Raw genomic sequence first — 23,153 nt, 5'->3', positions numbered from 1 at the left:
CCGCAGGGACTGCTCCGTGTCCGGACTAATCCATGCGGAAGAGCGCGTGGTGTTCGCGGATGGCGTAGCGGTCGGTCATGCCCGCGACGTAGTCGGCGATGGCGCGGGCCTGGGCAACGGGGTCCTCTCGCCGGTATTCGTCGGCCAGCAGGCGGGGATCTTCGAGAAAGGCGCTGAACAGGTCCCGCACGATGCGCCGCGCCTTGTAGGTCATGCGCATGACCTGGGCATGACGATACAGATTGTTCAGCAGGAACTGCTTCAAGGCATCGGCCTGGGCCCGCAGCGCATCGGAGAACGCGGCCAGCGGCGGCCCCGCCCGCACGGCGTCGACGCTGTCGGGCCGCAGCCGGGCGATGTTCTCCGCCGTGGTCCGGGTCAGGTCCAGCACCAGCGTATTGATCATGGCGCGGATGATCTCGGACACCAGGCGCTTGGCATCCACGTCGGGATAGCGGCGGCGCACCTGCTGGTGGTGCACGGCGAAGATCTCCAGGTCCAGCAGCTGCGGCACGGTGATCAGGCCGGAACGCAGGCCGTCGTCGATATCGTGGTTGTTGTAGGCGATCTCGTCAGCCAGGTTGGTCAGCTGGGCCTCCAGGGATGGCTGGGTGCCGTCCAGAAAGCGGGCCGCCACCGGCCCCAGCTGGCGGGCATGGCGGCGCGAACAGTGCTTCAGGATGCCTTCGCGAGTCTCGAAGCACAGGTTCAGGCCATTGAAGGCCGCATAGCGTTCCTCCAGTTCGTCCACCACCCGCAGGCTCTGCAGATTGTGCTCGAAGCCGCCCGCCTCCGGCGCCAGTTCGCGCAGGCAGGCGTTCAGCTCGTCCTGGCCGGCATGGCCGAACGGCGTGTGCCCCAGGTCGTGCGCCAGGGCGATGGCCTCGATCAGGTCTTCGTGCACATCCAGGTTGCGGGCCAGGGTGCGGGCGATCTGGGCGACCTCGATGCTGTGGGTCAGGCGGGTACGGAACAGGTCGCCTTCATGGTTCAGAAAGACCTGGGTCTTGTATTCCAGCCGCCGGAAGGCGGAACAATGCACGATGCGGTCCCGGTCGCGCTGGAAGTCGCTGCGCCCCTGGGGGGATGATTCGGGGTGCAGGCGCCCGCGCGTGGCTTCCGGATGGCAGGCATACGGGGCCAGCGCCGCCATGATCAGGCCTCCGCCCCGGCGGGCAGCACGGGGCGCACCCGATCGTCGTCCACGGCCTGCACGCTGGCGCGCCCCAGCTCGGGCAGCAGCACGTAGCGGATGTGCCGCCCTTCGGTCTTCTTGTCCACCCGCATCAGATCCAGCCAGCGGTCCGGCCCCAGATCGGGCGCCTGCACGGGGCAGCCGATGGCCAGGACCAGCGCGCGGATGCGATCGACGGCCGCGCGGTCCAGGCCGCAGACCCGGGCGGAAAGTTCCGCCGCCATCACCATGCCGCAGCCCACGGCTTCGCCGTGCAGCCAGCGGCCATAGCCCAGCCCCGATTCGATGGCGTGCCCGAAGGTATGGCCGAAATTCAGGATGGCCCGCAGGCCGGATTCGCGTTCGTCCTGGGACACGACCCAGGCCTTCAGTTCGCAGGCGCGGCGCACGGCATACTCGATGGCGTCGTCGTCCAGGTTCCGCAGCGCCTGCACGTGGGTCTCGCACCAGGCGAAGAATTCCGCATCGGCGATCATGCCGTACTTGATCAATTCGGCCAGTCCGGCGGAAATTTCCCGGGCGGGCAGCGTGGCCAGCACCCGGGTGTCGATTTCCACGGCCAGGGGCTGATAGAAGGCGCCGATCATGTTCTTGCCCAGCGGGTGGTTGATGGCGGTCTTGCCCCCGACGGAAGAATCGACCTGCGCCAGCAGCGTGGTCGGCACCTGGATGAAGCGCACGCCGCGCATGTAGCAGGCGGCGGCGAAGCCGCACATGTCGCCCACCACGCCGCCCCCCAGCGCGATCAGCACGGCCTTGCGGTCCAGCCCCGCGCCCAGCAGGGCATCGAAAATGCTGTTCAGCGATTCCCAGGTCTTGAACTGCTCGCCGTCCGGCAGTTCGACCCAGCACACGGGCGCCCCGGCGGCCGCCAGGACGGCGCGCACCCGATCGCCATACAGGCCGGCCACCGTGGTGTTGGTGACGACCGCCAGCGCCGTGGCATCGGCCGGCAGGCTGGCAACAAGGGCGTCCAGCCGTCCGGGGCCGATATGGATGGGATAGTGCCCGCCGGGGGCCGCGACTTGAACGGTATGCATGGGATCCTAATGGGGTGAAGAGGCCGGCAGCAGGGACAGCAGGCTGCGCACGACCTGGGCGACGGGCTGGTCCGCCGTATCCTGGCGGATGGCGGCCACGCTGTCGTACAGAGGTTCGCGCTGGGCCAGCAGGTCGGCGATGCGCTGGCGGGGGTTGTCGGTGCGCAACAGCGGCCGGTTGCGATCCCGCGCCACGCGCCGATACAGTTCGTCCACGCTGGCGCACAGGTAGACCACGCAGCCGCGCTCGCGCAGCATGCGGCGGTTTTCCTCGGCCAGCACGGCGCCGCCGCCGGTGGCCAGCACCAGCCCCGGCACCCGGGTGTACTCATCCAGCAGTGCGGTCTCTCGCCGGCGGAAACCGGCCTCGCCCTCGATGTCGAAAATGGTGGCCACGCGCACCCCGCAGCGGGCTTCGATGGCATGATCCAGATCGATGAACTCCCGCCCCAGGGCGGCGGCCAGCTGCCGGCCGATGGTCGTCTTGCCCACGCCCATCATGCCCACCAGGAAGATCGGCGCGGCCGCGTCTGGTGCGGATCCTGGTGCGATTGCGGTGGCGGTGGGAACGGATTCCATCGACATGGGGGTGCGGTGCGAGGTTGGTTTGCGTGTATTATCGCATTGGCTGCCTTGCCGGCCCCGATGTCCCGCATCCGGCGCTCCGGCAGCCGCCTCGCCTCCGTATTCGCAGCATCCGGTTACATAGACTCCGCCTCCGATCTCTGGTCTGCATCCGCCAGGCCTTACAATCGCCTCTGATGAGAACCACCAAAACTCCCACCAAGTCCAAGGCGCCTGCCCGTTCCTGGCTCACGCGCCTGGTCGTGAAGGCGCTTGTCCTCTGTGCCGGCCTGGGTGTCTGCGCAGCCCTGCTGCTTTCACTGGCGCTGGCGCTGGCCTGGCCCAATCTGCCCGATCTGCACGCCATGACCGATTACCGGCCCCGCGTGCCGCTGCGCATCTACACCGCCGACAAGGTGCTGATCGGCGAGTTTGGCGAAGAACGCCGCAATGTGCTGCGTTTCGACGAAATCCCGGACATCATGAAATCCGCCATCCTGGCGGCCGAGGACGACCGTTTCTACCAGCACGGCGGCATCGACTGGGCCGGCGTGCTGCGCGCGGCCATCGCCAATACGGTGCACATGTCCAAGACCCAGGGCGCCAGCACCATCACCATGCAAGTCGCCCGCAATTTCTACCTGTCGTCCGAAAAGACCTACACGCGGAAATTCTACGAGCTGCTGCTGACCTTCAAGATCGAGGCGACCCTGACCAAGGACCAGATCCTGGATCTGTACATGAACCAGATCTTCCTGGGGCACCGCGCCTACGGCTTCGCCGCGGCCAGCCGCACGTATTTCGGCAAGCAGCTGGCCGACATCACGCCCGCCGAGGCCGCCATGCTGGCCGGCATTCCCAAGGCCCCGTCGCGCTTCAATCCGATTTCGAACTTCGAACGCGCCAAGGCCCGCCAGGCCTACGTGCTGGGCCGCATGCGCAGCCTGGGCTATCTGAACGACGCCGAATACCAGCAGGCCAAGGACCAGCCCATCGTCATCAAGTCGGCGGCGGGCACGCCGGCCGGCCGCTACGCCGTGCATGGCGAATATCCGGCCGAGCTGGCCCGCCAGCTGCTGTACGGCGTCTACCAGGACGACATCTATTCGCGCGGCTTCAACATCTACACCACGATCGACTCCAAGGACCAGGAAGCCGCCTACGAATCCCTGCGCGCGGGCGTGCTGGACTACACCCGCCGGGCGCCCTACCCCGGCCCCGAGGAAACCATCGAGCTGCCCGACGGCATCGAGAACCAGCCCGAAGCCTTCAACGACATCCTGGACACCGTCCAGGAAAAGTATCCCGACAACGGCGACCTGCTGACCGGCATCGTGCTGTCGGCCAGCCCGACCGAGGTCAAGGTCGCCCGCAGCCCCACCGACATCGTCGCCATCACCGACAAGCGCGCCCTGAGGGTCGTCGCCCGCGGCCTGGTGGCCAACGCGAAGGGGGCCGTGCGCATCCAGCGCGGCTCCGTGGTGTACATCCACAAGCAGGACGACTACTGGGAACTGCTGAACAAGCCCAGCATCCAGGCCGCCCTGGTGTCGCTGCGCGCCCAGGACGGCGGCGTGGTCGCCATGGTGGGCGGTTTCGACTTCGAGGAAGGCAAGTTCAACCGGGTGACGCAGGCCTGGCGCCAGCCCGGCTCTTCGTTCAAGCCCTTCATCTACGCCTCCGCCCTGGAACGCGGCCTGACGCCGGCCACGCAGATTTCCGACGAGCCCTTCTTCCTGACGGCCGAACAGACCGGCTCCAAGGCCTGGAGCCCGAAAAACTACGGCCGGACCTACGAACCGATGCTGACCATGCGTCAGGGTTTGTACAAATCCAAGAATATGGTGTCCATCCGCATCATGCAGGCGGTCGGCCCGCAGTACGTGCAGGACTACATCACGCGATTCGGCTTCGACCGTTCCCGCCAGCCGGCCGTGCTGCCGCTGGCCCTGGGCGCGGGCAGCGTCACGCCCCTGCAGCTGGCCGGCGGCTATGCCGTGTTCGCCAACGGCGGCTATCGCGTTCCGCCCTACCTGATCGACCACGTGACCGACAGCAGCGGCAAGGTCATCATGCGCGCCCGTCCGACCATCGCCGGCGACACGCTGGCCCGGGTGATCGACCCGCGCACCGCCTACGTCATGGACGACATGCTGCGCGGCGTGGCCACCGTGGGCACGGGCGCGCGGGCGCACCGCGAACTGAAACGCAACGACATCGGCGGCAAGACCGGCACCACGAACGATTCGCAGGACGCCTGGTTCGCGGGCTTCAACCCCAAACTCGTGGCGGTGGCCTGGATGGGCTATGACCAACCCAAATCCATGGGCCAGAGCGAAACGGGGGGCGGCGCCGCGCTGCCGATCTGGGCGGGCTACATGCGCACCGCCCTGGCCGGCCAGCCTGAAATCCCGCCTGGCCCCCTGCCCAGCGGCCTGACCCGCATCGATGGCGACTTCTATTTCTCCGAATTTCCGCCCGGCATCGCCATCGCGCGCGTCGGCCTGCCCGCCCCGGGCGACCCCGCCTCGGGCGCCCCGGCGTCCGGCCAGGACGGGATCGGCGCCTTGCTGAATCAGCTGCACGGGCAGGACGACAACGAGGCCGCCGTTCCCCAACCTGTCCGTGTCCCATTCTGATGACGATCCGAACTCGATCCCGTTTCCTCTCGGCCCTGGCGGGCGCCTGTCTGGCGCTGCTGCTGGCCGGCTGCGGCATGAAAGGCCCGCTCAAGCCCGCCACCCCGCCCCCGCCCGCTGATGCGGCCCTGGTCGCGCCTCCCACCGTCGCGCCCGCCACCTCCAACCCCTGATTGCATCCATGACCGCTGCCCCTCATTTCCCGATCCGGGACGGTATCCTGCACGCAGAGAATCTGCCCCTGACCGATCTGGCTGACCAATACGGCAGCCCGCTCTACGTCTATTCCCGCGCCGCGCTGCAGGAAGCCTGGCGACGCTACGACTCGGCCGTCGCCGGGCGCAACGCGCTGATCTGCTACGGGGTCAAGGCCAATTCCAACCTGGCGGTGCTGCACGAATTCCAGCAACTGGGGGCCGGATTCGACATCGTCTCGGGCGGAGAACTGGCCCGCGTGCTGGCGGCGGGCGCCGCCCCCGGCCGCATCGTGTTCTCCGGCGTGGGCAAGCAGGGCTGGGAAATCCGCAAGGCGCTGGCCGCGGGCATCAAGTGCTTCAACGTCGAATCGGCGGCCGAACTCGAACGCCTGGCCGACATGGCCCAGGAAATGGGCGTGCGCGCGCCCGTCTCGCTGCGCGTGAACCCCGATGTGGACGCCAGGACCCACCCTTACATTTCCACCGGCCTGAAGGAAAACAAGTTCGGCATCGACATCCAGCAGGCGCCCGCCCTGTACCGCCAGGCGCAGCAGATGTCGGGACTGGAAATCGTCGGCGTGGACTGCCACATCGGGTCGCAGATCACGGAGATCAGCCCGTACCTGGACGCCCTGGACAAGCTGCTGGCCCTGATCGACGCCCTGGCCGCCGACGGCATCCAGCTGCGCCATCTGGACCTGGGCGGCGGCCTGGGCATCCGCTACACCGACGAAACTCCGCCGCACCCGGCCGAACTGCTCAACCCCGTATTCGCCGCCTTGCAGGCCCGCGGCCTGGATCACCTGCAGATCATCCTGGAACCCGGCCGGTCGCTGGTGGGTAATGCCGGCGTGCTGCTGACGCGCGTGGAATACCTGAAATACAGCGACGTCCGCAATTTCGCCATCGTGGACGCCGCCATGAACGACCTGATGCGCCCCGCGCTGTACCAGGCCTGGCACGACGTGGTCCCCGTGCAGCCGCGCACCGGCACCCGCACCGACACCTACGACATCGTCGGACCGATCTGCGAAAGCGGCGACTGGCTGGCCAAGGACCGCGAACTGCCGCTGGAGCAAGGCGACCTGCTCGCCATCCTGTCGGCCGGCGCCTACGGGTTTTCCATGTCGAGCCAATACAACACCCGCCCGCGGGCGGCCGAAGTGCTGGTCGACGGGTCGCAGCACTGGCTGATCCGCCCGCGCGAGACGGTTCAGGAACTCTACGCGCACGAGCGCATCCCGCCGCGCACCTGAAGCGGCGGACTGCGGGACAGGCTAAAATCCGCGCGCGCTTTGTCGTAAACCGTGTATCCGCTGTAACCTGTCCGAAAGCCTGACAAGATTGCAGTTTTCTGTCCTTACCGACCCGCTGCATGTCATCACCGAAGGATTCCGCCACTGCGCCCCTCCCGCCGCCGCCCTCCCGGCCCGGCAACCCGCGCGTTTTCCTGGCGTTTTTCCTGGTTCCCCTGCTGCTGGGCCTGGGCCTGCTGGCCAGCGCCTGGATATTCCCCGCGCACTACGCCGACCAGTCCGGCCAGGGGCTGTCCACGCATTTCCTGTCGGGCTCCTTCGATGATCCCTACCATGCCGCGTCCGCCCTGCGCGCCAGCCCGACGCGCCTGACCCAGCAGACGCCGGTCGGCCCCGCCTGGCTGCTGGCCGACCTGGCGCACGCGGCGGGATCCGGCGGCGAAGCGCCCCAGATCCTGCTGTTGCGCAGCCCCCTGGTGGCGCCCCCCGTCTGCTGGCTGCTGGACAGCCGGAAAGCCGGTCCGCTGACGGCCCTGGACTTCCGGGCGGGCATCCTGGGCTACACCGCCGCCATCCCGTCCGGGACGGCCGCCGCCGATCAGGTCATGTGCCAGCTGGACCAGGTGATCCCCGGCCTCCTGTCCATCGAACAGTGGCAGTCGCCGGCCGTGGCCGCGGCCACGGCCCATCACGCCCACGCCCTGGGCCTGCTGGAAGGCGGGCTGCTGGTGCTGGCGGCCTTCATCGCCGCCATCGCCCTGACGACCCGCGACCACATGTACGTGCTGCTGACCTGCTGGGTCCTCTGCAATCTGCGCCTGGGCGCCTGGGCGCTGGGCTGGGACCACCTGTGGCTGGGCCACCTGCTGTCGCCACGTGAATTGATCTGGTCGCGCCAGCTGACCTTGCTGCTGTCCTTCACCACGACCTGGCTGCTGTTCACCCGCCTGTTCCAGCAAAGCCTGGGGGCCGCCATGTTCCGCCGCCTGCAGCGGATCGGCCTGGCGTTTTCCGCCCTGCTGTTGCTGCCCCTGGCCACCCCTTCCTATGAGATCTTCCAGGCGGCCAGCTTCCTGGCGGCGTGGGCGGGCACGGCGCTGGTGGCCACCATCCTGATCCATGCCCTGTTCAGTTTCACGACCCGGTCCCTGTTCTGGCACACGCTGGGCGTCTGTCTCGCCGCCGGCATCCTGGTGACGGGGCTGATCCTGATCGCCCTGGGCCGGAGCGCCCTATTCGGCACCTGGCTGGCCGTGGGGCTGTTCCTGGCCTGCAATCTGCTGGTGGCGCTGGCCGCCGCCAACCGCACCCGCGAAGACCGGCAGATGCGGCTGCGCCAGCGCAACGAACTGATCGCGCACGATTCGCTGTCGCCGCTGGGCTTGTTCACGCTGGGCGCCACCCGCCATTTCGAGCACCTGAATCCCAACGCGCGCACCATGCTGCAGATCCAGTCCGATCTCGAAATCCCGGCGCTCAGCTGGAGCGCCTTCTTTCCGGACGTCGACTGGGTGGCCGTATCGCTGGCCACGGAACAGGGCCGGGACACCGAGATCCACCAGCACGGCGCCGACCCCAAGGCCCCCACCCGCAGCTTCCTGCTGCGCGCCACCCTGGCGGGCAGCCGCATCGAGGGCTCCCTGCAGGACGTCACCGCCCGCACCGAAACCCTGCGCAATCTGCGGCTGATGACGGATCACGACGCCCTGACCAACACCCTGAACCGGCGCGGCATCGAAGACGCCATGCAGACGGCGATCGAGGACCTGCAGGCGTCCGGCACGCCCTGCTCCCTGTCCTTCCTGAGCCTGGACCATCTGAAGCGGGTCAACGACCTGTTCGGCCATTCGGCCGGCGATCAGTTGCTGCAGCTGGCCTGCGACCGGCTGAAATACGCCCTGAACGAGCAGCAGAAGCTGGGCCGCATCGGCAGCGACGAGTTCATCATCCTGTTCCCGCGGATCCGCGCCCGGGAAGCGCGACGCATCGCCCAGGACATGCTCGACAGCCTGAACAGTTCGCCCTTCTACGTGGGCGACCGGGCGTTCCAGATCAAGAGCGCCATGGGCCTGATCGACCTGGACGTCCGCATGCGCCCCAAGGACGCCATCGCCGCCGCCACCCGCGCCTGCCGCGACGCCCGCAAGCAGCACCAGGACATCGTGCTGTACGAGGAAAACGCGCACGAACTGTTCGACCACATCAACGAACTGCGGGTGTTCGAGCAGCTGGAACAAGGGGCGCCGCCCGACGACATCTACCTGGCCATGCAGCCCATCATGTCGCTGCGCCATCCCTTGCAGACCCTGAACTTCGAAGTGCTGCTGCGGGTGCGCAGCGACGGCGAACACCCCCTGCAGACACAGAAGATCATCCAGGCCGCCGAAGACAGCGGCATGATCACCATGATCGACAAATGGGTGTTTTCGACCGCCCTGCAATGGATGGCCAAGCACCAGCTGAAACTGGGCCAGACCCAGCAGGTGAACATCAATCTCAGCGGCGTGTCGCTGAACGACGACCGCTTCATCGACATGCTCTTCGGCATCCTGAACCAGCAGCCGCAGCTCACGCGACGCCTGTGCGTGGAAATCACCGAGGGCGTGGCGCTGCAGGACCTGGAACGCACCCGGCAATTCATGCGCCGCCTGCAGCGCATGGGCGCCCGCGTGGCGCTGGACGATTTCGGCGCGGGATACACGTCGTTTTCGTACCTGAAGGAATTGCCCGCCGACACGATCAAGATCGACGGCACCCTGATTCGCGACATGCTGAGCAGCGAGGCCAACATCGCCATCGTCAACAGCATCGTGGACCTGGCCCACAACCTGGGCATGGAGTGCATCGCAGAATGGGTGGAGGACGTGGCCACGCTGCGCACCTTGGCCGAGATGGGCGTGGACTACGTGCAGGGCTATGCGATTTCAGCGGCCCGGACGCCGTCCGACATCCTGGCCCACGACAACATCCTGCCGCTGATCAGCAACCCGGCCGCCCAGGCCTACATCGAAGAACTCAGCGGCCGGCGGATCTGAGATCCCGCCTGCGCTGGCGCCCCGGGGTCGCGCCGAGACGGTGCGGCCCGCGGGCCGCCGGGTCCGCAGGCCCGGGCATTGCAGGGCTACAAGGCGCCGTAGGAATGCAGGCCGGACAGGAACATGTTGACCCCCAGGAAGGCGAAGCTGGTGACCAGCAGGCCGCTGAGCGCCCAGTAGGCCGCCATGGACCCGCGCAGGCCCTTCATCAGGCGCATGTGCAGCCAGGCCGCGTAATTCAGCCAGACGATCAGGGCCCAGGTTTCTTTCGGGTCCCACTGCCAGTACGTGCCCCAGGCGTCCGCCGCCCACAGGGCCCCCAGGATGGTGGCCACCGTGAAGAAGGCGAAGCCCACCGCGATCGCCCGATACATGATGTCGTCGAGCAGTTCCAGGGACGGCAGGCGCTGGGCGATCGGCGCCCGGAACGCCAGGATGGTCCCGACGATCAGCGCCCCGATGCCGAAATACAGCATCCAGGTGGCGGACAGTTCCCGCGAGCCGAACACCAGGGGTTCGGCGCACAGCACGGCGCCCAGCAGGAAGACCGGAATCAGCGGCTTCCAGGTGCGGGTTTCGCCGTGCGACTTGACCAGGTAGGCGAAACCCACCATGGCCGCCAGGCTGAAGGTGCCGTAACCGATGAAGTTCGCCGGCACGTGCAGTTTCATCCACCAGCTCTTCAGGGCCGGCACCAGAGGCTGGATCTGGTAGGCGTCGCGGGCGAAGGAATACCACAGCAGGAATACCACCAGCGAGCTGATGACCAGCAGCACGAAGCCGCCCAGCGCCCGGGTGGCATAGCGGCGTTCGTAGTACAGATAGAACAGGGCCGTGATCAGCGACATCAGGACGAAGACTTCGTACAGGTTGCTGACGGGGATGTGGCCGATGTCCGGTCCCATCAGGTGGCCCTCGCGCCACCGCACCAGCAGGCCCGTCAGGCCGGCGTAGACCGCGCCCCAGGTCAGGACCGTGCCCAGCCAGGCGGCGGTCTTGCTGGCGAAGCCGATCCAGTAACAGACGGTGGCCAGCACGAACAGGGCGCACATCCACAGGATGGCCGATTGCGAGGACAGCAGGTACTTCAGCAGGAAGTTGGATTCGGCGCGCGACAGATCGCCCTGCAGCAGGGCGCCCGTGGGACTGTAGAGCCAGATGGCCAGCAGCGCGCTGGCGCCCGCCGTGATCATCAGCACCCGCATCGGCCGCCACAGCCAGCCCAGCCAGCTGAACAGGCCCACGGCGCAGATCAGGATCAGTTTTTCGTAGTAGTCCATGAACTGGCCATAGCTGGTCAGGACATGGCCGGCCCCGACGGCCAGCAGCAGGAAGAAGGCGAAATCCGTCCAGTCGGGCCGGCCGCGCCGGCCGCGCCGGTCGCCGCTGGTGTTCATGTCCCGGGCCCAGAGGGCCGCCGCATCAGGCGTCAGGATGTCAGTTGTCATGGGATCCTCCGAGGCGGCGCAGCGCATCGCGCAGGCGCTCAAATTCGTGATTGAAATCCAGGTTGCGGCGCTGTGTGGTCATGGCCGCCAGCCAGCTGCTGCCGGCATCCGACGGGCGGATCCAGACCCATACCCGTCTTTCCCGAATATAGAACATCGAGAACACGCCCAACACCAGCAAAAGGCAACCGAGGTATACCGTGTTCTTGCCCGGGCTGCGGGCCACCTGGAATACGCTGGCCTGTATCTGATGGAAGCTGGACAGCTGCAGGGCCGCCGGGGCCGGATAATCCGGCAGCGACGCCAGCGCCAGCACCGACAGGCGCAGCCACTGGGCTTCGTGTTCGGCCTGAGGCCCGCTGTCGGGCAGCGCCGGCAGGTGCTGCCGTTCCCGCATCAGCAAGCGCAGTTCCTGCAGGCTGAGCTGGATCATGGGCACGGCGAAATTCAGGATCTTTTCCCGCTGGTCCTGCGGAGCGGAATCGATGATGCCGTTGAAGCCGCGTTGCGAGAACGTGCGCAGCGCCCCCTGGGCCGCCTGGAACATCAGGTCGCGCTGCTCGCCTGCGGGCGCATTGCGTTCGGCGAACCGGCGGGCGGCCTGGTCGCGCAGTTCCGGGTCGGCCAGCGCGGCGCGCAACTGCATGAATTCCCGCATGGTGCCCTGGTCGTCGGCCGGAATGCGCAGGTAGCGGTAGGGTTCGGCCGCGGTGTTGCGCGTTCCCAGCAGGAACATCGGGAAATCGTCGATCCGGACGGGCAGCATGTACTGGGTGAATTCATGGGCCTGCCCGTCGGCCCCCACCAGGCGGTACTGGACGCTGGGGCCGACGTTGCGCAGATCGTCGCTGCGCGGACGCACCGCGCTGCCGGTCACGGCCGCCACGTCGCGGATCAGGTCGACCGGCTGCGGATCGCCATTCCCGCCCATGTTCTCGACGTTGATGACGCGCAGGCCGGTGTAGTCCACCGTCTGGGCGCCCAGGGCGGCGGGCAGCCGCGCATTGCCGCCGACCGCGCCGGACAGGTCCAGGGGCTGCGATTCCGTGCCCGACAGCGGCCAGGCCTTCAGCTGCAAGGTGCTGCCGCCATCGTCGAAGCTGGACTGATAGACGGTCACGCCCTTGTAGCGCAGGGGTTCGTTGACCTTGATGGTCTGGTCGAAGGATTTCCCGGTGGCCAGGTCCGTCACGGTCACGTCGCTGCGGAAATCGCTGGGCATGCCGGTGTCGTAGTATTCGACATAGAACTTCTTCAGCCGGATCGCGAACGGCAGCGGCTGCAGCAGCACGCCCTGGCCGGACGATACGATGCCCATGCTGCTCTGCTTGCCGTCGGGGATCAGCATGTTGGCGCGGAAGCTGGGATTGCGGGCCGACAGCCGCCCGGATTCGGGCACGTCGGAGATCAGCATGTTGCCCACCACCGGCTGCTTGTCGAAGAGCCAGACCTGCAGCCGCACGGGCAGTTCGCTGTCCAGCAGGCCGCCCAGGCAGATCACCACGATGGCCACGTGCGCGAAAATGTATCCCAATCGGTTGGCCGCGCCTTTCTTGGCCGCCACCATGCGGCTGTCGCCATCGGCCCGCACCCGGTAGCGGAACCCCTGGCGGCGCAGCAGCGCCCCCACTTGTTCCACAGCCTGGTCCGGACTCAGGGCGCTGTCCACGTCCACCTTGTGGTGGAAGGCCTTCAGGCTGGATCCGCGCACGTATTCCCGGAAAGTGCGCATGTCGCGCAGCATCTTGGGCGTATTGCGCATGACGCACAGGGTCGTGGACACGACCAGGAACGCCATGATCAGCAGGAACCAGGGGCTGTTGTAGATGTGCCAGATGGAAAACTGGTCGAAGACCGCGAACCAGAACGGCCCGAACTGATCGATGTAGGTATTGGAGGCCTGGTTCTGCGGCAACACGGTGCCGATCAGGCTGGCCACGCAGATGAACACCAGCAGGCTGATGGCAAAGCGCATCGAACCCAGGAGTTCGATGATATCCGCACCCCGCGCGCGGGAACTGGAAGAAGACGTCACGGCTGCCCGATTCAAGAAAGAAGGGAGGCGCGCTTGCGCGTCCCCCCCATATATTTTTTAAAGTTCAACCTTACACCGGCTGCGTCGGGATCCTTCCCAAAACCCCAGACACAACCAGGAAATGCCCGGCTGGCGAACGGCCGCGCGGCGATCGATCAGCCCGCGCGCCCGGCCCGCCGGCCGCAGATCAACGCAGCCCGGCGGCGAAGTCCGCCACGGCGGCCAGGTCGGGGTCGGTCATGCGGCTGGTGATGTCATGCATGATGGTGTTGGCCCGATCACCCGAGCGGAAGAGCTTGAGCTGTTCCAGGAGGTATTCCGGATGCTGGCCGGCCAGACGCGGAAATTCGCCCGGCAGCCCGGCGCCGTTGGCCGAGTGGCAGGCCGCACAGGCCGGCACCTGGCGGTCGGCGATGCCGGCGCGCCAGATGTGCTGGCCGCGATCCATGGTGGCTTCATGGGTGGCGGTGCCGGCCTTGTCCCAGTCGAGTTTCTGCTGCGACAGGTACAGGGCGACGTTCTGGACGTCCTGAGGAGTCAGCGAAGGCGCAATCGTGGACATGATGGACGGCGCGCCGTCGGGGCCGGTGCGCGCGGCGTGCTTGTCGCCCTGGGGCGCGAAATCGCGCAGTTGCTTGGCGAGGTATTCATGCGGCATGGCGGCCAGGTTCGGGTTGGCCGGAATGGTGCTGTTGCCGGCGTCGCCGTGACAGGTCACACAGGCCAGGACGCCGCGCGACATGTCGCCCTTGACGAACAGTTGTTCGCCGGCTTTGGCATCGGGCTTGACGGCGTCTTGAGCGTGGGTCAAACCAGGCAGGGCGCCGGCAAGCGCCAGGCTGCCGACCATGAACATACTGGAAAGCGCACGCTTCATGAGGTCCTCGGATTTGGGTACGGGCGCCCAGGGCGCCATCAGGTCATGAGGCCAGGCTGCCCACGAAAAAAGGCCCGCAGCAGCCGGCGTAACAAATACAAGCGAAGATTATACAATAGGCACCAGGCGTCTTCCGCTGTCCGTGAAAGCCGACGCCCTCGCCGCAGGCCGGCACCCGATGCGCCTGCCCCTTGTCCTCCGCGCCCACCGGGCCTTCACCGATCCGCCGTGTCCCTTCTCCATCGCGCCCGTTTTACGATCTCCGCCGCCCGCCTGGATCAGTTGCCCGCCCCGACCACCGCCGAGGTCTGTTTCGCGGGCCGGTCCAATTCCGGCAAGTCGTCCGCCATCAACGTGCTGACCAATCAGCGCCGCCTGGCCTTCTCCAGCAAGACCCCCGGGCGCACGCGCCTGATCAATCTGTTCGGCATCCCCGACCCGATCACCGCCGACGCCTGGCTGGGCTTCCTGGTCGACCTGCCGGGCTACGGCTACGCGGCGGTGGACCGCGCCGCCCGCGACGAATGGGCGGAAGTCCTGGGCGGCTACCTGCACGAGCGCAGCAGCCTGGCGGGGGTGGTGCTGCTGATCGACATCCGCCGCGGCGTCACCGACCTGGATCGCCGCCTGGCCCACTGGATCGGCCTGCGGGGCCTGCCCACGCTGGCCCTGCTGACCAAGGCCGACAAGCTGCCGTACGGGCAGCGGATCCGCGCCGCCGCCCAGGCCCGCAAGGACCTGGCGGAGATCGGCACGCTGACCGCGTTGCCCTTTTCGGCCACCCATCGCATCGGCCTGGAAGAGGCCGCCGTCCACATCGAAAACTGGATTTCACCCCAGGTCGTGCCCTGAGCGGACGCGCCGGAGAACCCGCGCGTCTGCTTCGCCGACCATTCCCAGGATCCTGACATGACCCATTTTCTGCCCCCCGTCGATTTCCCCACCGCCCGCCTGCGCCGCAACCGGCGCGACGGTTTCTCGCGCCGCCTGGTGCGCGAAAACCGCCTGTCCGCCGACGACCTGATCTATCCCGTCTTCGTGCAGGAAGGCCGCGACGTGCGCGAACCGGTGGCGTCCATGCCCGACGTGGTCCGCCATTCCCCCGACACGCTGCTGCGCACGGCCGAGGAGTGCCTGTCCCTGGGCATCCCGGTGCTGGCCCTGTTCCCCCACATCGACCCGGCGCTGAAGACGCCGGACGGCATCGAGGCCGCCAATCCCAACGGCCTGATCCCCCGCACGGTGGCGCTGCTGAAACAGCACTTCCCGGAACTGGGCGTGCTGACCGACGTGGCCCTGGACCCCTACACCAGCCACGGCCAGGACGGCCTGATCGACGCCGACGGCCAGCTGCTGAACGAACCGACGGTGGAAATGCTGGTGCGCCAGGCCCTGACCCATGCCGACGCCGGCGTGGACATCGTCGCCCCCAGCGACATGATGGACGGGCGCATCGGCGCCGTGCGCCAGGCCCTGGACGCCCACGACCGCATCCACACCCGCATCATGGCGTATTCCGCGAAATACGCCAGCGCCTTCTACGGCCCCTTCCGCGATGCGGTGGGGTCCGCCGCGAACCTGGGCGCGTCCAACAAGGCCACCTACCAGATGGACCCGGCCAACCGCCTGGAAGCCCTGCGCGAAGTCGCCGCCGACATCCGCGAAGGCGCCGACATGGTGATGGTGAAGCCCGGCCTGCCCTACCTGGACGTGCTGCGGGAAGTGAAGGACGCCTTCGGCATGCCGACCTACGCCTATCAGGTCAGCGGCGAATACGCCATGATCAAGGCCGCCGCCGCCAACGGCTGGCTGGACCACGACAAGGTCATGATGGAATCGCTGCTGGCCTTCAAGCGCGCGGGCGGCGACGGCATCCTGACGTATTTCGCCATCGCGGCCGCCACGCTGCTGAACGCGCGCGCCTGACCCCCGCCGGCTGCGGCCCCGCACTGGAACGGGGCCACAGCTGGGAAATCAAGACAAGGACACCCCGCGCAGGCGGATCATGCCGTCGGGAAGGGGCTTGAACCCCCGCAGCTGCGCGCGGGTGGCGAACGGCCAGGGCTGATAGTACAGATACACGTCGGGCAGGTCTTCCTGCAGGATGTCCTGCGCCTGGGCGTAGATCGCCTGGCGGCTGGCCACATCCGGTTCGGTGCGCGCCTTGTTCAGCAGTCGGTCGATTTCCTCGTTGCAGTACCGGCCATCATTCTCATGGCCCTTGCAGGTCACGAAATTGAAGATATTGCCATCCGGGTCCACGCGCCCCGACCAGCCCCGCATATCCAGCTGAAACTTGCCCTGGGCATCGTTGGCCAGCATCGCGGCGTATTCCGTCGGGCGCAGCGACAATTGGAAACCGGCCTGCGCCGCCATGGCCTGGATCATCTCGGCCACCGACGAAGCGATCGTGTTGTTGGCAAAATTCAGTTCCGCCTGCACCGTCGGGAACCCCGCCTGCTTGAGCAAGGCCTTTGCCTTGGCGATATCCGGCTTCACCAGCGGGTATTTCTGGTTGAAGTAGGGGCTGGCCGGCGGGAATGGCTGCTGCGCCGGTTCGTAGATGCCATTGCCCACCACCTGATTGATCGCATCCCGGTCGATCGTCAACTGGAACGCCTGACGCACCAGCTTGTTGGCGAAAGGGTTGTCCTTGGCCGCAGGCCCGTTGCCGATGTTGAAGATGACCTCCTGGAAGCCCAGGCCGGTGACCGGATTGAACTTCAGGCTGGCATCTCCCTTGACCTCTTTGATGTCCGACGGGTTCAGGCGTTCCAGAATGTCGATGCCCCCCGAGCGCAGGTTCTGCAGGCGCACCGTGGTGTCCGGAATCGGCAGGAACACCACCCGGTCGAAATGGAAATCCTTCGCATCGTAGTAGCGATCGAACTTCTTCAGCTCGATCCGGTCGTTCTGTACCCGCTTGACGAACTCGTACGGCCCCGAACATACCGGATGCCGGCTTACCGTCGATGGATCGCCATCGGCAAAGCTCTTGGGCGAGAGCATCATCCCCGCCCGATCCGACAACTGCGCCAGCAGCGTCGCGTCCGGCTGCGCCAGATGCAGCACCAGCGTACCGGCGTCGGGCGTCTCGATCGACTCGATGGACTTGATCTCGTTGCGCCGCTGGCTGCCCTTCAGCGTCAGGGCGCGTTCCAGATTGGCCTTGGCCGCCTCGGCGTTGAACGGCGTGCCATCGTGAAAGACCACATCGGTGCGCAGCTTGAAGGTCAGGGTCTTGTGATCCGGCCCCCAGGCCCAGGACTGCGCCAACTGCGGCACGAACTGCAGCTTCTGATCGATATCGACCAGCTTGTCGCACAACGAAGTGAACACGATGCGCGACACGTAGGTGCGCGCCCGCACCGGATCCAGCGTGTCCGGATCCTCCTGCAGGCCGATGCGCAAGCTCTGCGCAGCGCTGCAGACCGTGGCCGCGCACAACAGCGCCCCTCCGGCCGCCCATGCCAACTTCCTATCCATGATCCTGTCTCCTTGGGTAATCAATATCGGAATCAGAAACCCACCGCCTGCCCGTCCCGACGGGGGTCGCTGGCGGCAACGTACCCGTCGTTCTGGTCGTCCGAGAGCTTCCAGATGAACTGCCCGGCGCCGAAATCCATATAGGTGTCATCGGTGGAATGCAGCACATGGCCCAGGTCCTTCAGGCCCTGCACCGTGTCGGGATTCATGCCTTCTTCGGTATCCAGCGTGAAATCCCGATTCAGCTTCCAGCGCGGGGCGTCGCAGGCCGCCTGGGGCTGCTGCCCGTAGTCGACCATGCGCACCATCGTCTGCAAATGCCCCTGGGGCTGGATGTCCCCGCCCATGACGCCAAAGCTCATCACCGGCTTGCCATCGCGGGTCAGGAAGGCGGGAATGATGGTATGGAAAGGACGGCGGCCACCCATGACCACGTTGGGGGAACGCGGGTCCATCGAGAACCCTACCCCGCGATTCTGCATGCTGATGCCGGTGTCCGGCACCACGATCCCGGAGCCGAAGCCCATGTAGTTGGACTGGATGAAGGACACCATCATGCCGCTCTCATCCGCAGCCGACAGATAGATGGTGCCACCCGCGTCCGGCCGCCCGGCCTGCGGATGGCTCGCTCGATCGAGACGCAGCAGCTTCGCCCGGCTGGCCAGGTAATCGTCGTCCAGCATCTGTGCCGGCGTCACGTCCATCGACCGGGGATCCGCTGCATACCGGTACAGGTCGGCGAACGCCAGCTTCATCGCCTCGATCTGGATATGTTGCGAGGCCGTGGAGTCCACCGGCCGATCCCGCAAATCGAAATGCTCGGCGATTTTCAGGGCCATCAGCGCGGCGATGCCCTGCCCGTTGGGCGGCAATTCGTGCAGGGTGTACCCGTGGTAATCCTTGCCGATGGGGTCCACCCACTCGGGCCGGTAATCGCGCAGATCGCCGGCCGTCATGGCACCGCCCCATTCCCGGCTATGCGCGAGCATCCTGTCGGCCAGCTCGCCCTCGTACAGGGTGCGACCCCGGGTCCGCGCGATCTTCCGGAACGTATCGGCCAGGCCCGACAACATGAAGTGCTCGCCCACGAGCGGGGCGCGCCCACGGGGCATGAACGCCTGCGCGAAGCCTGGCTGGGATTGCAGTTCGTCCACCGCCTTGGTCCACTTGGCAACGACGAAGGGCGGCAGGATGTAGCCGCGTTCCGCGACCTCGATGGCCGGCTCGAAGAGATCCTCGAACGGCAGCTTGCCGAATTTTTCGTGCAACGCCGCCCAGCCGGCCACGACACCCGGCACCGTAACCGAATCCCAACCCCGCTTCGGCTGAACCGCCAGCCCCTGGCCATCCTCTCCGTACTTGCGCTTGAAATAATCCGGATTCCAGGCCGACGGCGCGCTGCCCGATGCATTGAGGCCGCGCAGTTGCCGACCATCCCAGACGATGGCGAAGCAATCGCCGCCCAGACCGCAGGACACCGGCTCGACCAGGATGATGGCGGCGGCCGCCGCGATGGTGGCATCGACGGCATTACCGCCCTTGAGCAGCATGCGCAGACCCGCTTGCGCCGCCAGTGGATGCGAGGTGGACACCACATTGCGCGCGAACAGCGGCGTGCGAATCGAGGGATAGGGATTGGACCAGTTGAAATGTGTCATGGCTTTTCCATTCTAGAAATCAAAAATCATCGCCCCGCCGCGTACGCCTGCATCAGCCGCGCGGAAGCGGCCGCGTGCAGAAGCCCGTCCGCATCGCGGGACGTCGCGGTCAGGCGCCCGATGCTCCAGGGCGGCGACTCTTCGACCCGATGCCCCCGACGCCGCAGATCATCCAGCACCGCGGTCCCGATGCTGGACTCGATGGCCAGATGGCCCGGACGCCGGTCTCTTGGATAGAAGGAGCCCGGGAAATGCTGCGAGAAGAACATGGGGCTGTCGATCGCGGCCTGCAGATCCAGCCCCTGATGCACATGGCGCAGGAAAAGCTGCAGCTGGCATTGTTCCTGCTGATCCCCTCCCGGCGTGCCGAAGGCCATCCAGGGCAGGCCCCGGCGATGCACGAAGGTCGGGCTGAGCGTAGTGCGGGGGCGCTTGAAGGGCTCCAGCGTGCAGGGCAGTCCTTCCTCCAGCCAGAACATCTGGGCGCGCGTATTCAGCCCGAAACCCAATTCCGGGATGACGGGCGAGGACTGCAGCCACCCGCCCGATGGCGTGGCCGAAATCATGTTGCCCCATCGATCGATCACATCCACATGAGTCGTGTCGCCCTTGCGCGCGGAAACCTGCTGGTTGATCCGCTCGATGGCAGATGCCGGGCCGCCAGACCCGCGGTCGGCAGAGAGCCGATCCAGCGCCGCCATGGCGCGCCGCACACCCGCCTCGAATCCCGGCACCACGCCGGGGCGCAGGTCCATGGAAGCCTCATCCCTGATCAGCCCTGCCCTCTCGCGGTTATAGCGCTCGGACAACAGTTCCTTCAGCGGGACCCGGTTGAACTTCGGATCCCCGTAATAGACCTCGCGATCCGCAAACACCAGCTTGACGACTTCCACCAGCAGATGCGCAAACAGGGGATCACCCGGCCGGCACGAAGCGATACCGGTGTGACGCAGCAGGGCGAGCGCCTGTAGGAAGGCGGGCCCCTGGCTCCAAGGCCCAGCCTTGGACACGGTGAAATCGCCATAGCCGTACTGCAGGGGCGTTTCATAGGACGCCGACCAGGCGGCGAGATCCTGCCCGGTCAGCACGCCCCGGTGAGCCGACCCGCTTTCGTCCATGACCTCGGTGCGCAGGTACGCGTCCATGGCCTCGGCCACGAAGCCCCGATAGAACACGTCACGCGCCTTTTCGATCTGGCGCTCACGATCCGCCCCCACCGATTCGGCCTCAGCCAGCAGGCGCTTCCAGGTGTGCGCCAGCGCCGGATTGCGGAACAGGCGCCCCGGCTGCGGCACGGAGCCCTGGGGAATGTACACAGTGGCCGAACTGGGCCAGCAGGTCTCGAAGAAATCCTTCAGAACCGCGATGGTGTCGGAGACCCGCTGCAACAGAGGGTGCCCCTGTTCGGCATAGTGGATGGCCGGCTCCAGCACTTCGCGCAGGCTGAGGGCGCCATGATCCCGCAGCAGGATCATCCAGGCATCGAAAGCCCCCGGGACCACCGTGGCCAGCCAGCCATTGCCCGGAATCATGGAGAGCCCCTCCGAGCGATAGCGCTCCAGCGTCGCGCCCTCGGGAGTGACGCCTTGCCCGCACAGCACCTCGGTCCGGCCCGTGCGGACCGAATGGAAGATCGCAGGCGTCTCGCCGCCGGGGCCGACCAGGTTGGGTTCCACCACCTGCAGCGTAAACGCCGACGCGACGCAGGCATCGAAGGCATTGCCACCTCGCTCCAGGATGGACATCCCCACCCCTGTAGCCAGCCAGTGCGTGCTGGCCACCACCCCGAAAGTCCCGGTGATCTCAGGACGCGTCGTAAACATGTCGATACCTATCCCCCTGGATCGAGGCGCCCTGCGGCGCGCTACGCATAGGTGCCAATGGCGTGCTTCGCCACGAAATGCTCCGGCCCCACCTGAACCAGGGGCTCGACCAGCGGTTCGTCGCCCACCCGGCGCACGGGGCTGGGAATCTCGTCGACCAGCAAGGAACGTTCGCTGTGCCGACGGGACGGATCCGCGATCGGAACGGCCGACATCAGTTTGCGGGTGTAAGGATGCTGCGGGTCCTCGAAGACAGCCCGCCGGGGGCCGATTTCCACGACCTGCCCCAGATACATGACCACCACCCGATGGCTGATGCGCTCCACCACGGCCATATCGTGGGAAATGAACAAAATGGACAGACCCAGATCGCGTTGCAACTGCAGCAGCAGATTGACGATCTGCGCCTGGATCGAGACATCCAGCGCCGAGACGGACTCGTCCGCGATGATGATCCTCGGGTTCAGCGCCAGCGCACGTGCGATGCACACGCGCTGGCGCTGGCCCCCGGAAAATTCATGCGGATAGCGGCCGGCCATGTCGGGCGACAGACCGCACTGCTCCATGAGTTCCAGCACCCGTGCGCGCGCCTGGGCGCCGCGCGCGGTGCGATGCACCAGCATGGGTTCCATGATGGAATAGCCCACGGTGGTGCGCGGATCCAGCGAGGCGAACGGGTCCTGGAAAATGAACTGGATGTTCCGGCGCAATGTCCGCAGGCGGCCGGCGTTCAGCTTGCTGATATCCTGCCCCTCGTAGAGCACCTGTCCGCCCATCGGCACCTCCAGCAGCGCCAGGGAACGCCCGGTGGTCGTCTTGCCGCAGCCCGACTCCCCCACCAGACCGAGCGTCTCGCCCGCGAACAGGTCGAAGGACACTTTCTCAACAGCATGCACGCGCCGCTGGACCCGCCCCAGCAGGCCGCCCGTGATGTTGAAGCGCGTAGTCAGATCGCGCACCTGCAGGACTGGCGCCTGCTCGTAGCGAACGGTGGGCTCGGCGGATGCCGGAGCGGACGACGCGGCTTCGTGTTCCTCGCGCCGCAACAGTTCGAAGGGCGCGGGCTGATCCAGCCCCTGCATCGACCCCAGCCGGGGAACCGCCGCCAGCAATGCCTGGGTATACCAGTGGCCGGGGCGGCAGAAGATCTCCTCGGACACGTTTTCCTCGACCTTTTCGCCGTGATACATCACCATCACGCGATCCGCGACTTCGGCCACCACGCCCATGTCGTGGGTGATGAAGATCACCCCCATGTCCATTTCATGCTGAAGTTCGCGGATCAATTCCAGTATCTGCGCCTGCACGGTCACGTCCAGCGCCGTCGTCGGCTCATCGGCGATCAGCACCTGGGGGCGGCACGAGAGCGCCATGGCGATCATGACGCGCTGCCGCATCCCGCCCGACAACTGGTAGGGATACCGGCCGCACAGCCCGGCGGCGTCCGGGATGCGCACCACGTCCAGCAGGCGCAGGATTTCCGCGTGCGCGGCCTGGTCGTCCATGTTCTGGTGCAGCTTCAGCGCTTCGGCCATCTGCCACCCCACCGTAAAGCCGGGATTCAGCGAAGTCATGGGTTCCTGGAAGATCATGGCGATGTCGGCGCCGCGCACTGTATGCATGACCGGTTTGGACGCCCGTGCCAGATCGATCACATCGCCTCCGCGCCGGCGCAAGAGCATTTCGCCGCTGGCGATACGCCCGCGCCCGAATTCCACCAGCCGCATCAGGGACAGCGACGTCACGGACTTGCCGGACCCCGATTCCCCCACGATGGCCAGCGTCTCGCCCCGATCCAGGTGGAAGGACATGTTGCGGACCGCATGGACTTCGCTGTCCAGCGTCTTGAACGACACCGACAGATCCCGGACCTGGATCACCCGGTTGGCAGCCATCTCGG

16 protein-coding genes are annotated in these 23,153 nt (G+C 66.7%); 6 read left to right on the top strand and 10 right to left on the bottom strand.

Annotation, left to right across the window (positions count from 1 at the left end):
- Positions 1-25: 25 nt before the first annotated feature.
- The 3 genes from Q0263_RS00725 to Q0263_RS00715 are packed head-to-tail and all read right to left on the bottom strand — an operon-like array spanning position 26 to position 2,814.
- A complete protein-coding gene (locus Q0263_RS00725; RefSeq protein WP_298012326.1) occupies positions 26-1,153 on the bottom strand; it encodes a deoxyguanosinetriphosphate triphosphohydrolase in 1,128 nt (375 codons plus the stop codon).
- A gap of 2 nt (positions 1,154-1,155) precedes the next feature.
- On the bottom strand, positions 1,156-2,235 hold the full coding sequence (gene aroB, locus Q0263_RS00720) for a 3-dehydroquinate synthase (RefSeq protein WP_298012324.1): 1,080 nt from the start codon (positions 2,233-2,235) through the stop codon (positions 1,156-1,158).
- 6 nt (positions 2,236-2,241) lie between these two features.
- Positions 2,242-2,814: a shikimate kinase gene (locus Q0263_RS00715; protein ID WP_298012539.1), complete on the bottom strand. Its 573-nt coding sequence runs from the start codon at positions 2,812-2,814 to the stop codon at positions 2,242-2,244.
- 182 nt (positions 2,815-2,996) lie between these two features.
- On the opposite strand from Q0263_RS00715, the gene Q0263_RS00710 reads away from it, so the two are divergent.
- The 4 genes from Q0263_RS00710 (at position 2,997) to Q0263_RS00695 (ending at position 9,926) form a co-directional block, all read left to right on the top strand.
- Positions 2,997-5,438, top strand: coding sequence for a PBP1A family penicillin-binding protein (locus Q0263_RS00710; protein WP_298012322.1), 2,442 nt, complete (start codon positions 2,997-2,999; stop codon positions 5,436-5,438).
- Entirely contained in the window at positions 5,438-5,611 is a 174-nt protein-coding gene (locus tag Q0263_RS00705; RefSeq protein WP_298012320.1) for a lipoprotein, read from the top strand. The genes Q0263_RS00710 and Q0263_RS00705 overlap by 1 nt, the downstream gene beginning before the upstream one ends.
- 8 nt (positions 5,612-5,619) lie before the next feature.
- Entirely contained in the window at positions 5,620-6,891 is a 1,272-nt protein-coding gene (gene lysA / locus Q0263_RS00700; protein ID WP_298012318.1) for a diaminopimelate decarboxylase, read from the top strand.
- A gap of 119 nt (positions 6,892-7,010) precedes the next feature.
- Positions 7,011-9,926 (top strand): bifunctional diguanylate cyclase/phosphodiesterase, encoded by a 2,916-nt coding sequence (locus Q0263_RS00695; RefSeq protein ID WP_298012316.1) that lies wholly within the window; start codon positions 7,011-7,013, stop codon positions 9,924-9,926.
- An 86-nt stretch (positions 9,927-10,012) separates the two neighbouring features.
- On the opposite strand, the gene ccsB is transcribed toward Q0263_RS00695, so the two are convergent.
- The 3 genes from ccsB to Q0263_RS00680 form a co-directional block, all read right to left on the bottom strand.
- Complete coding sequence (gene ccsB / locus Q0263_RS00690; protein ID WP_298012313.1) at positions 10,013-11,374, bottom strand: c-type cytochrome biogenesis protein CcsB; 1,362 nt, start codon at positions 11,372-11,374, stop codon at positions 10,013-10,015.
- Positions 11,364-13,349 (bottom strand): cytochrome c biogenesis protein ResB, encoded by a 1,986-nt coding sequence (locus tag Q0263_RS00685; protein ID WP_298012537.1) that lies wholly within the window; start codon positions 13,347-13,349, stop codon positions 11,364-11,366. The genes ccsB and Q0263_RS00685 overlap by 11 nt, the downstream gene beginning before the upstream one ends.
- 247 nt (positions 13,350-13,596) lie before the next feature.
- Positions 13,597-14,286 carry a c-type cytochrome gene (locus Q0263_RS00680; protein WP_298012310.1) on the bottom strand — a complete coding sequence of 230 codons (690 nt, stop codon included), beginning with the start codon at positions 14,284-14,286 and terminating at the stop codon, positions 13,597-13,599.
- A 228-nt stretch (positions 14,287-14,514) separates the two neighbouring features.
- On the opposite strand from Q0263_RS00680, the gene yihA reads away from it, so the two are divergent.
- Positions 14,515-15,138 carry a ribosome biogenesis GTP-binding protein YihA/YsxC gene (yihA, locus tag Q0263_RS00675; protein ID WP_298012307.1) on the top strand — a complete coding sequence of 208 codons (624 nt, stop codon included), beginning with the start codon at positions 14,515-14,517 and terminating at the stop codon, positions 15,136-15,138.
- Between the two features lie 57 nt (positions 15,139-15,195).
- Complete coding sequence (gene hemB / locus Q0263_RS00670; protein WP_298012304.1) at positions 15,196-16,212, top strand: porphobilinogen synthase; 1,017 nt, start codon at positions 15,196-15,198, stop codon at positions 16,210-16,212.
- A 48-nt stretch (positions 16,213-16,260) separates the two neighbouring features.
- Here hemB and Q0263_RS00665 read toward each other — a convergent pair whose 3' ends face one another.
- From Q0263_RS00665 to Q0263_RS00650, 4 genes are read right to left on the bottom strand one after another with little or no spacing between them, the layout of a single operon-like run.
- Positions 16,261-17,772: an ABC transporter substrate-binding protein gene (locus Q0263_RS00665; protein ID WP_298012301.1), complete on the bottom strand. Its 1,512-nt coding sequence runs from the start codon at positions 17,770-17,772 to the stop codon at positions 16,261-16,263.
- Positions 17,773-17,804: 32 nt separating this feature from the next.
- Positions 17,805-19,430 (bottom strand): gamma-glutamyltransferase family protein, encoded by a 1,626-nt coding sequence (locus Q0263_RS00660; RefSeq protein ID WP_298012299.1) that lies wholly within the window; start codon positions 19,428-19,430, stop codon positions 17,805-17,807.
- A 26-nt stretch (positions 19,431-19,456) separates the two neighbouring features.
- Positions 19,457-21,253 (bottom strand): gamma-glutamyltransferase family protein, encoded by a 1,797-nt coding sequence (locus tag Q0263_RS00655; protein WP_298012297.1) that lies wholly within the window; start codon positions 21,251-21,253, stop codon positions 19,457-19,459.
- Between the two features lie 41 nt (positions 21,254-21,294).
- On the bottom strand, positions 21,295-23,148 hold the full coding sequence (locus Q0263_RS00650) for a dipeptide ABC transporter ATP-binding protein (RefSeq protein ID WP_298012535.1): 1,854 nt from the start codon (positions 23,146-23,148) through the stop codon (positions 21,295-21,297).
- Positions 23,149-23,153 lie beyond the last annotated feature (5 nt).

The sequence above is a fragment of the uncultured Castellaniella sp. genome (assembly GCF_937988725.1).
Lineage (GTDB): Bacteria > Pseudomonadota > Gammaproteobacteria > Burkholderiales > Burkholderiaceae_B > Castellaniella.
This window is presented reverse-complemented; position numbering and strand designations above follow the sequence as displayed.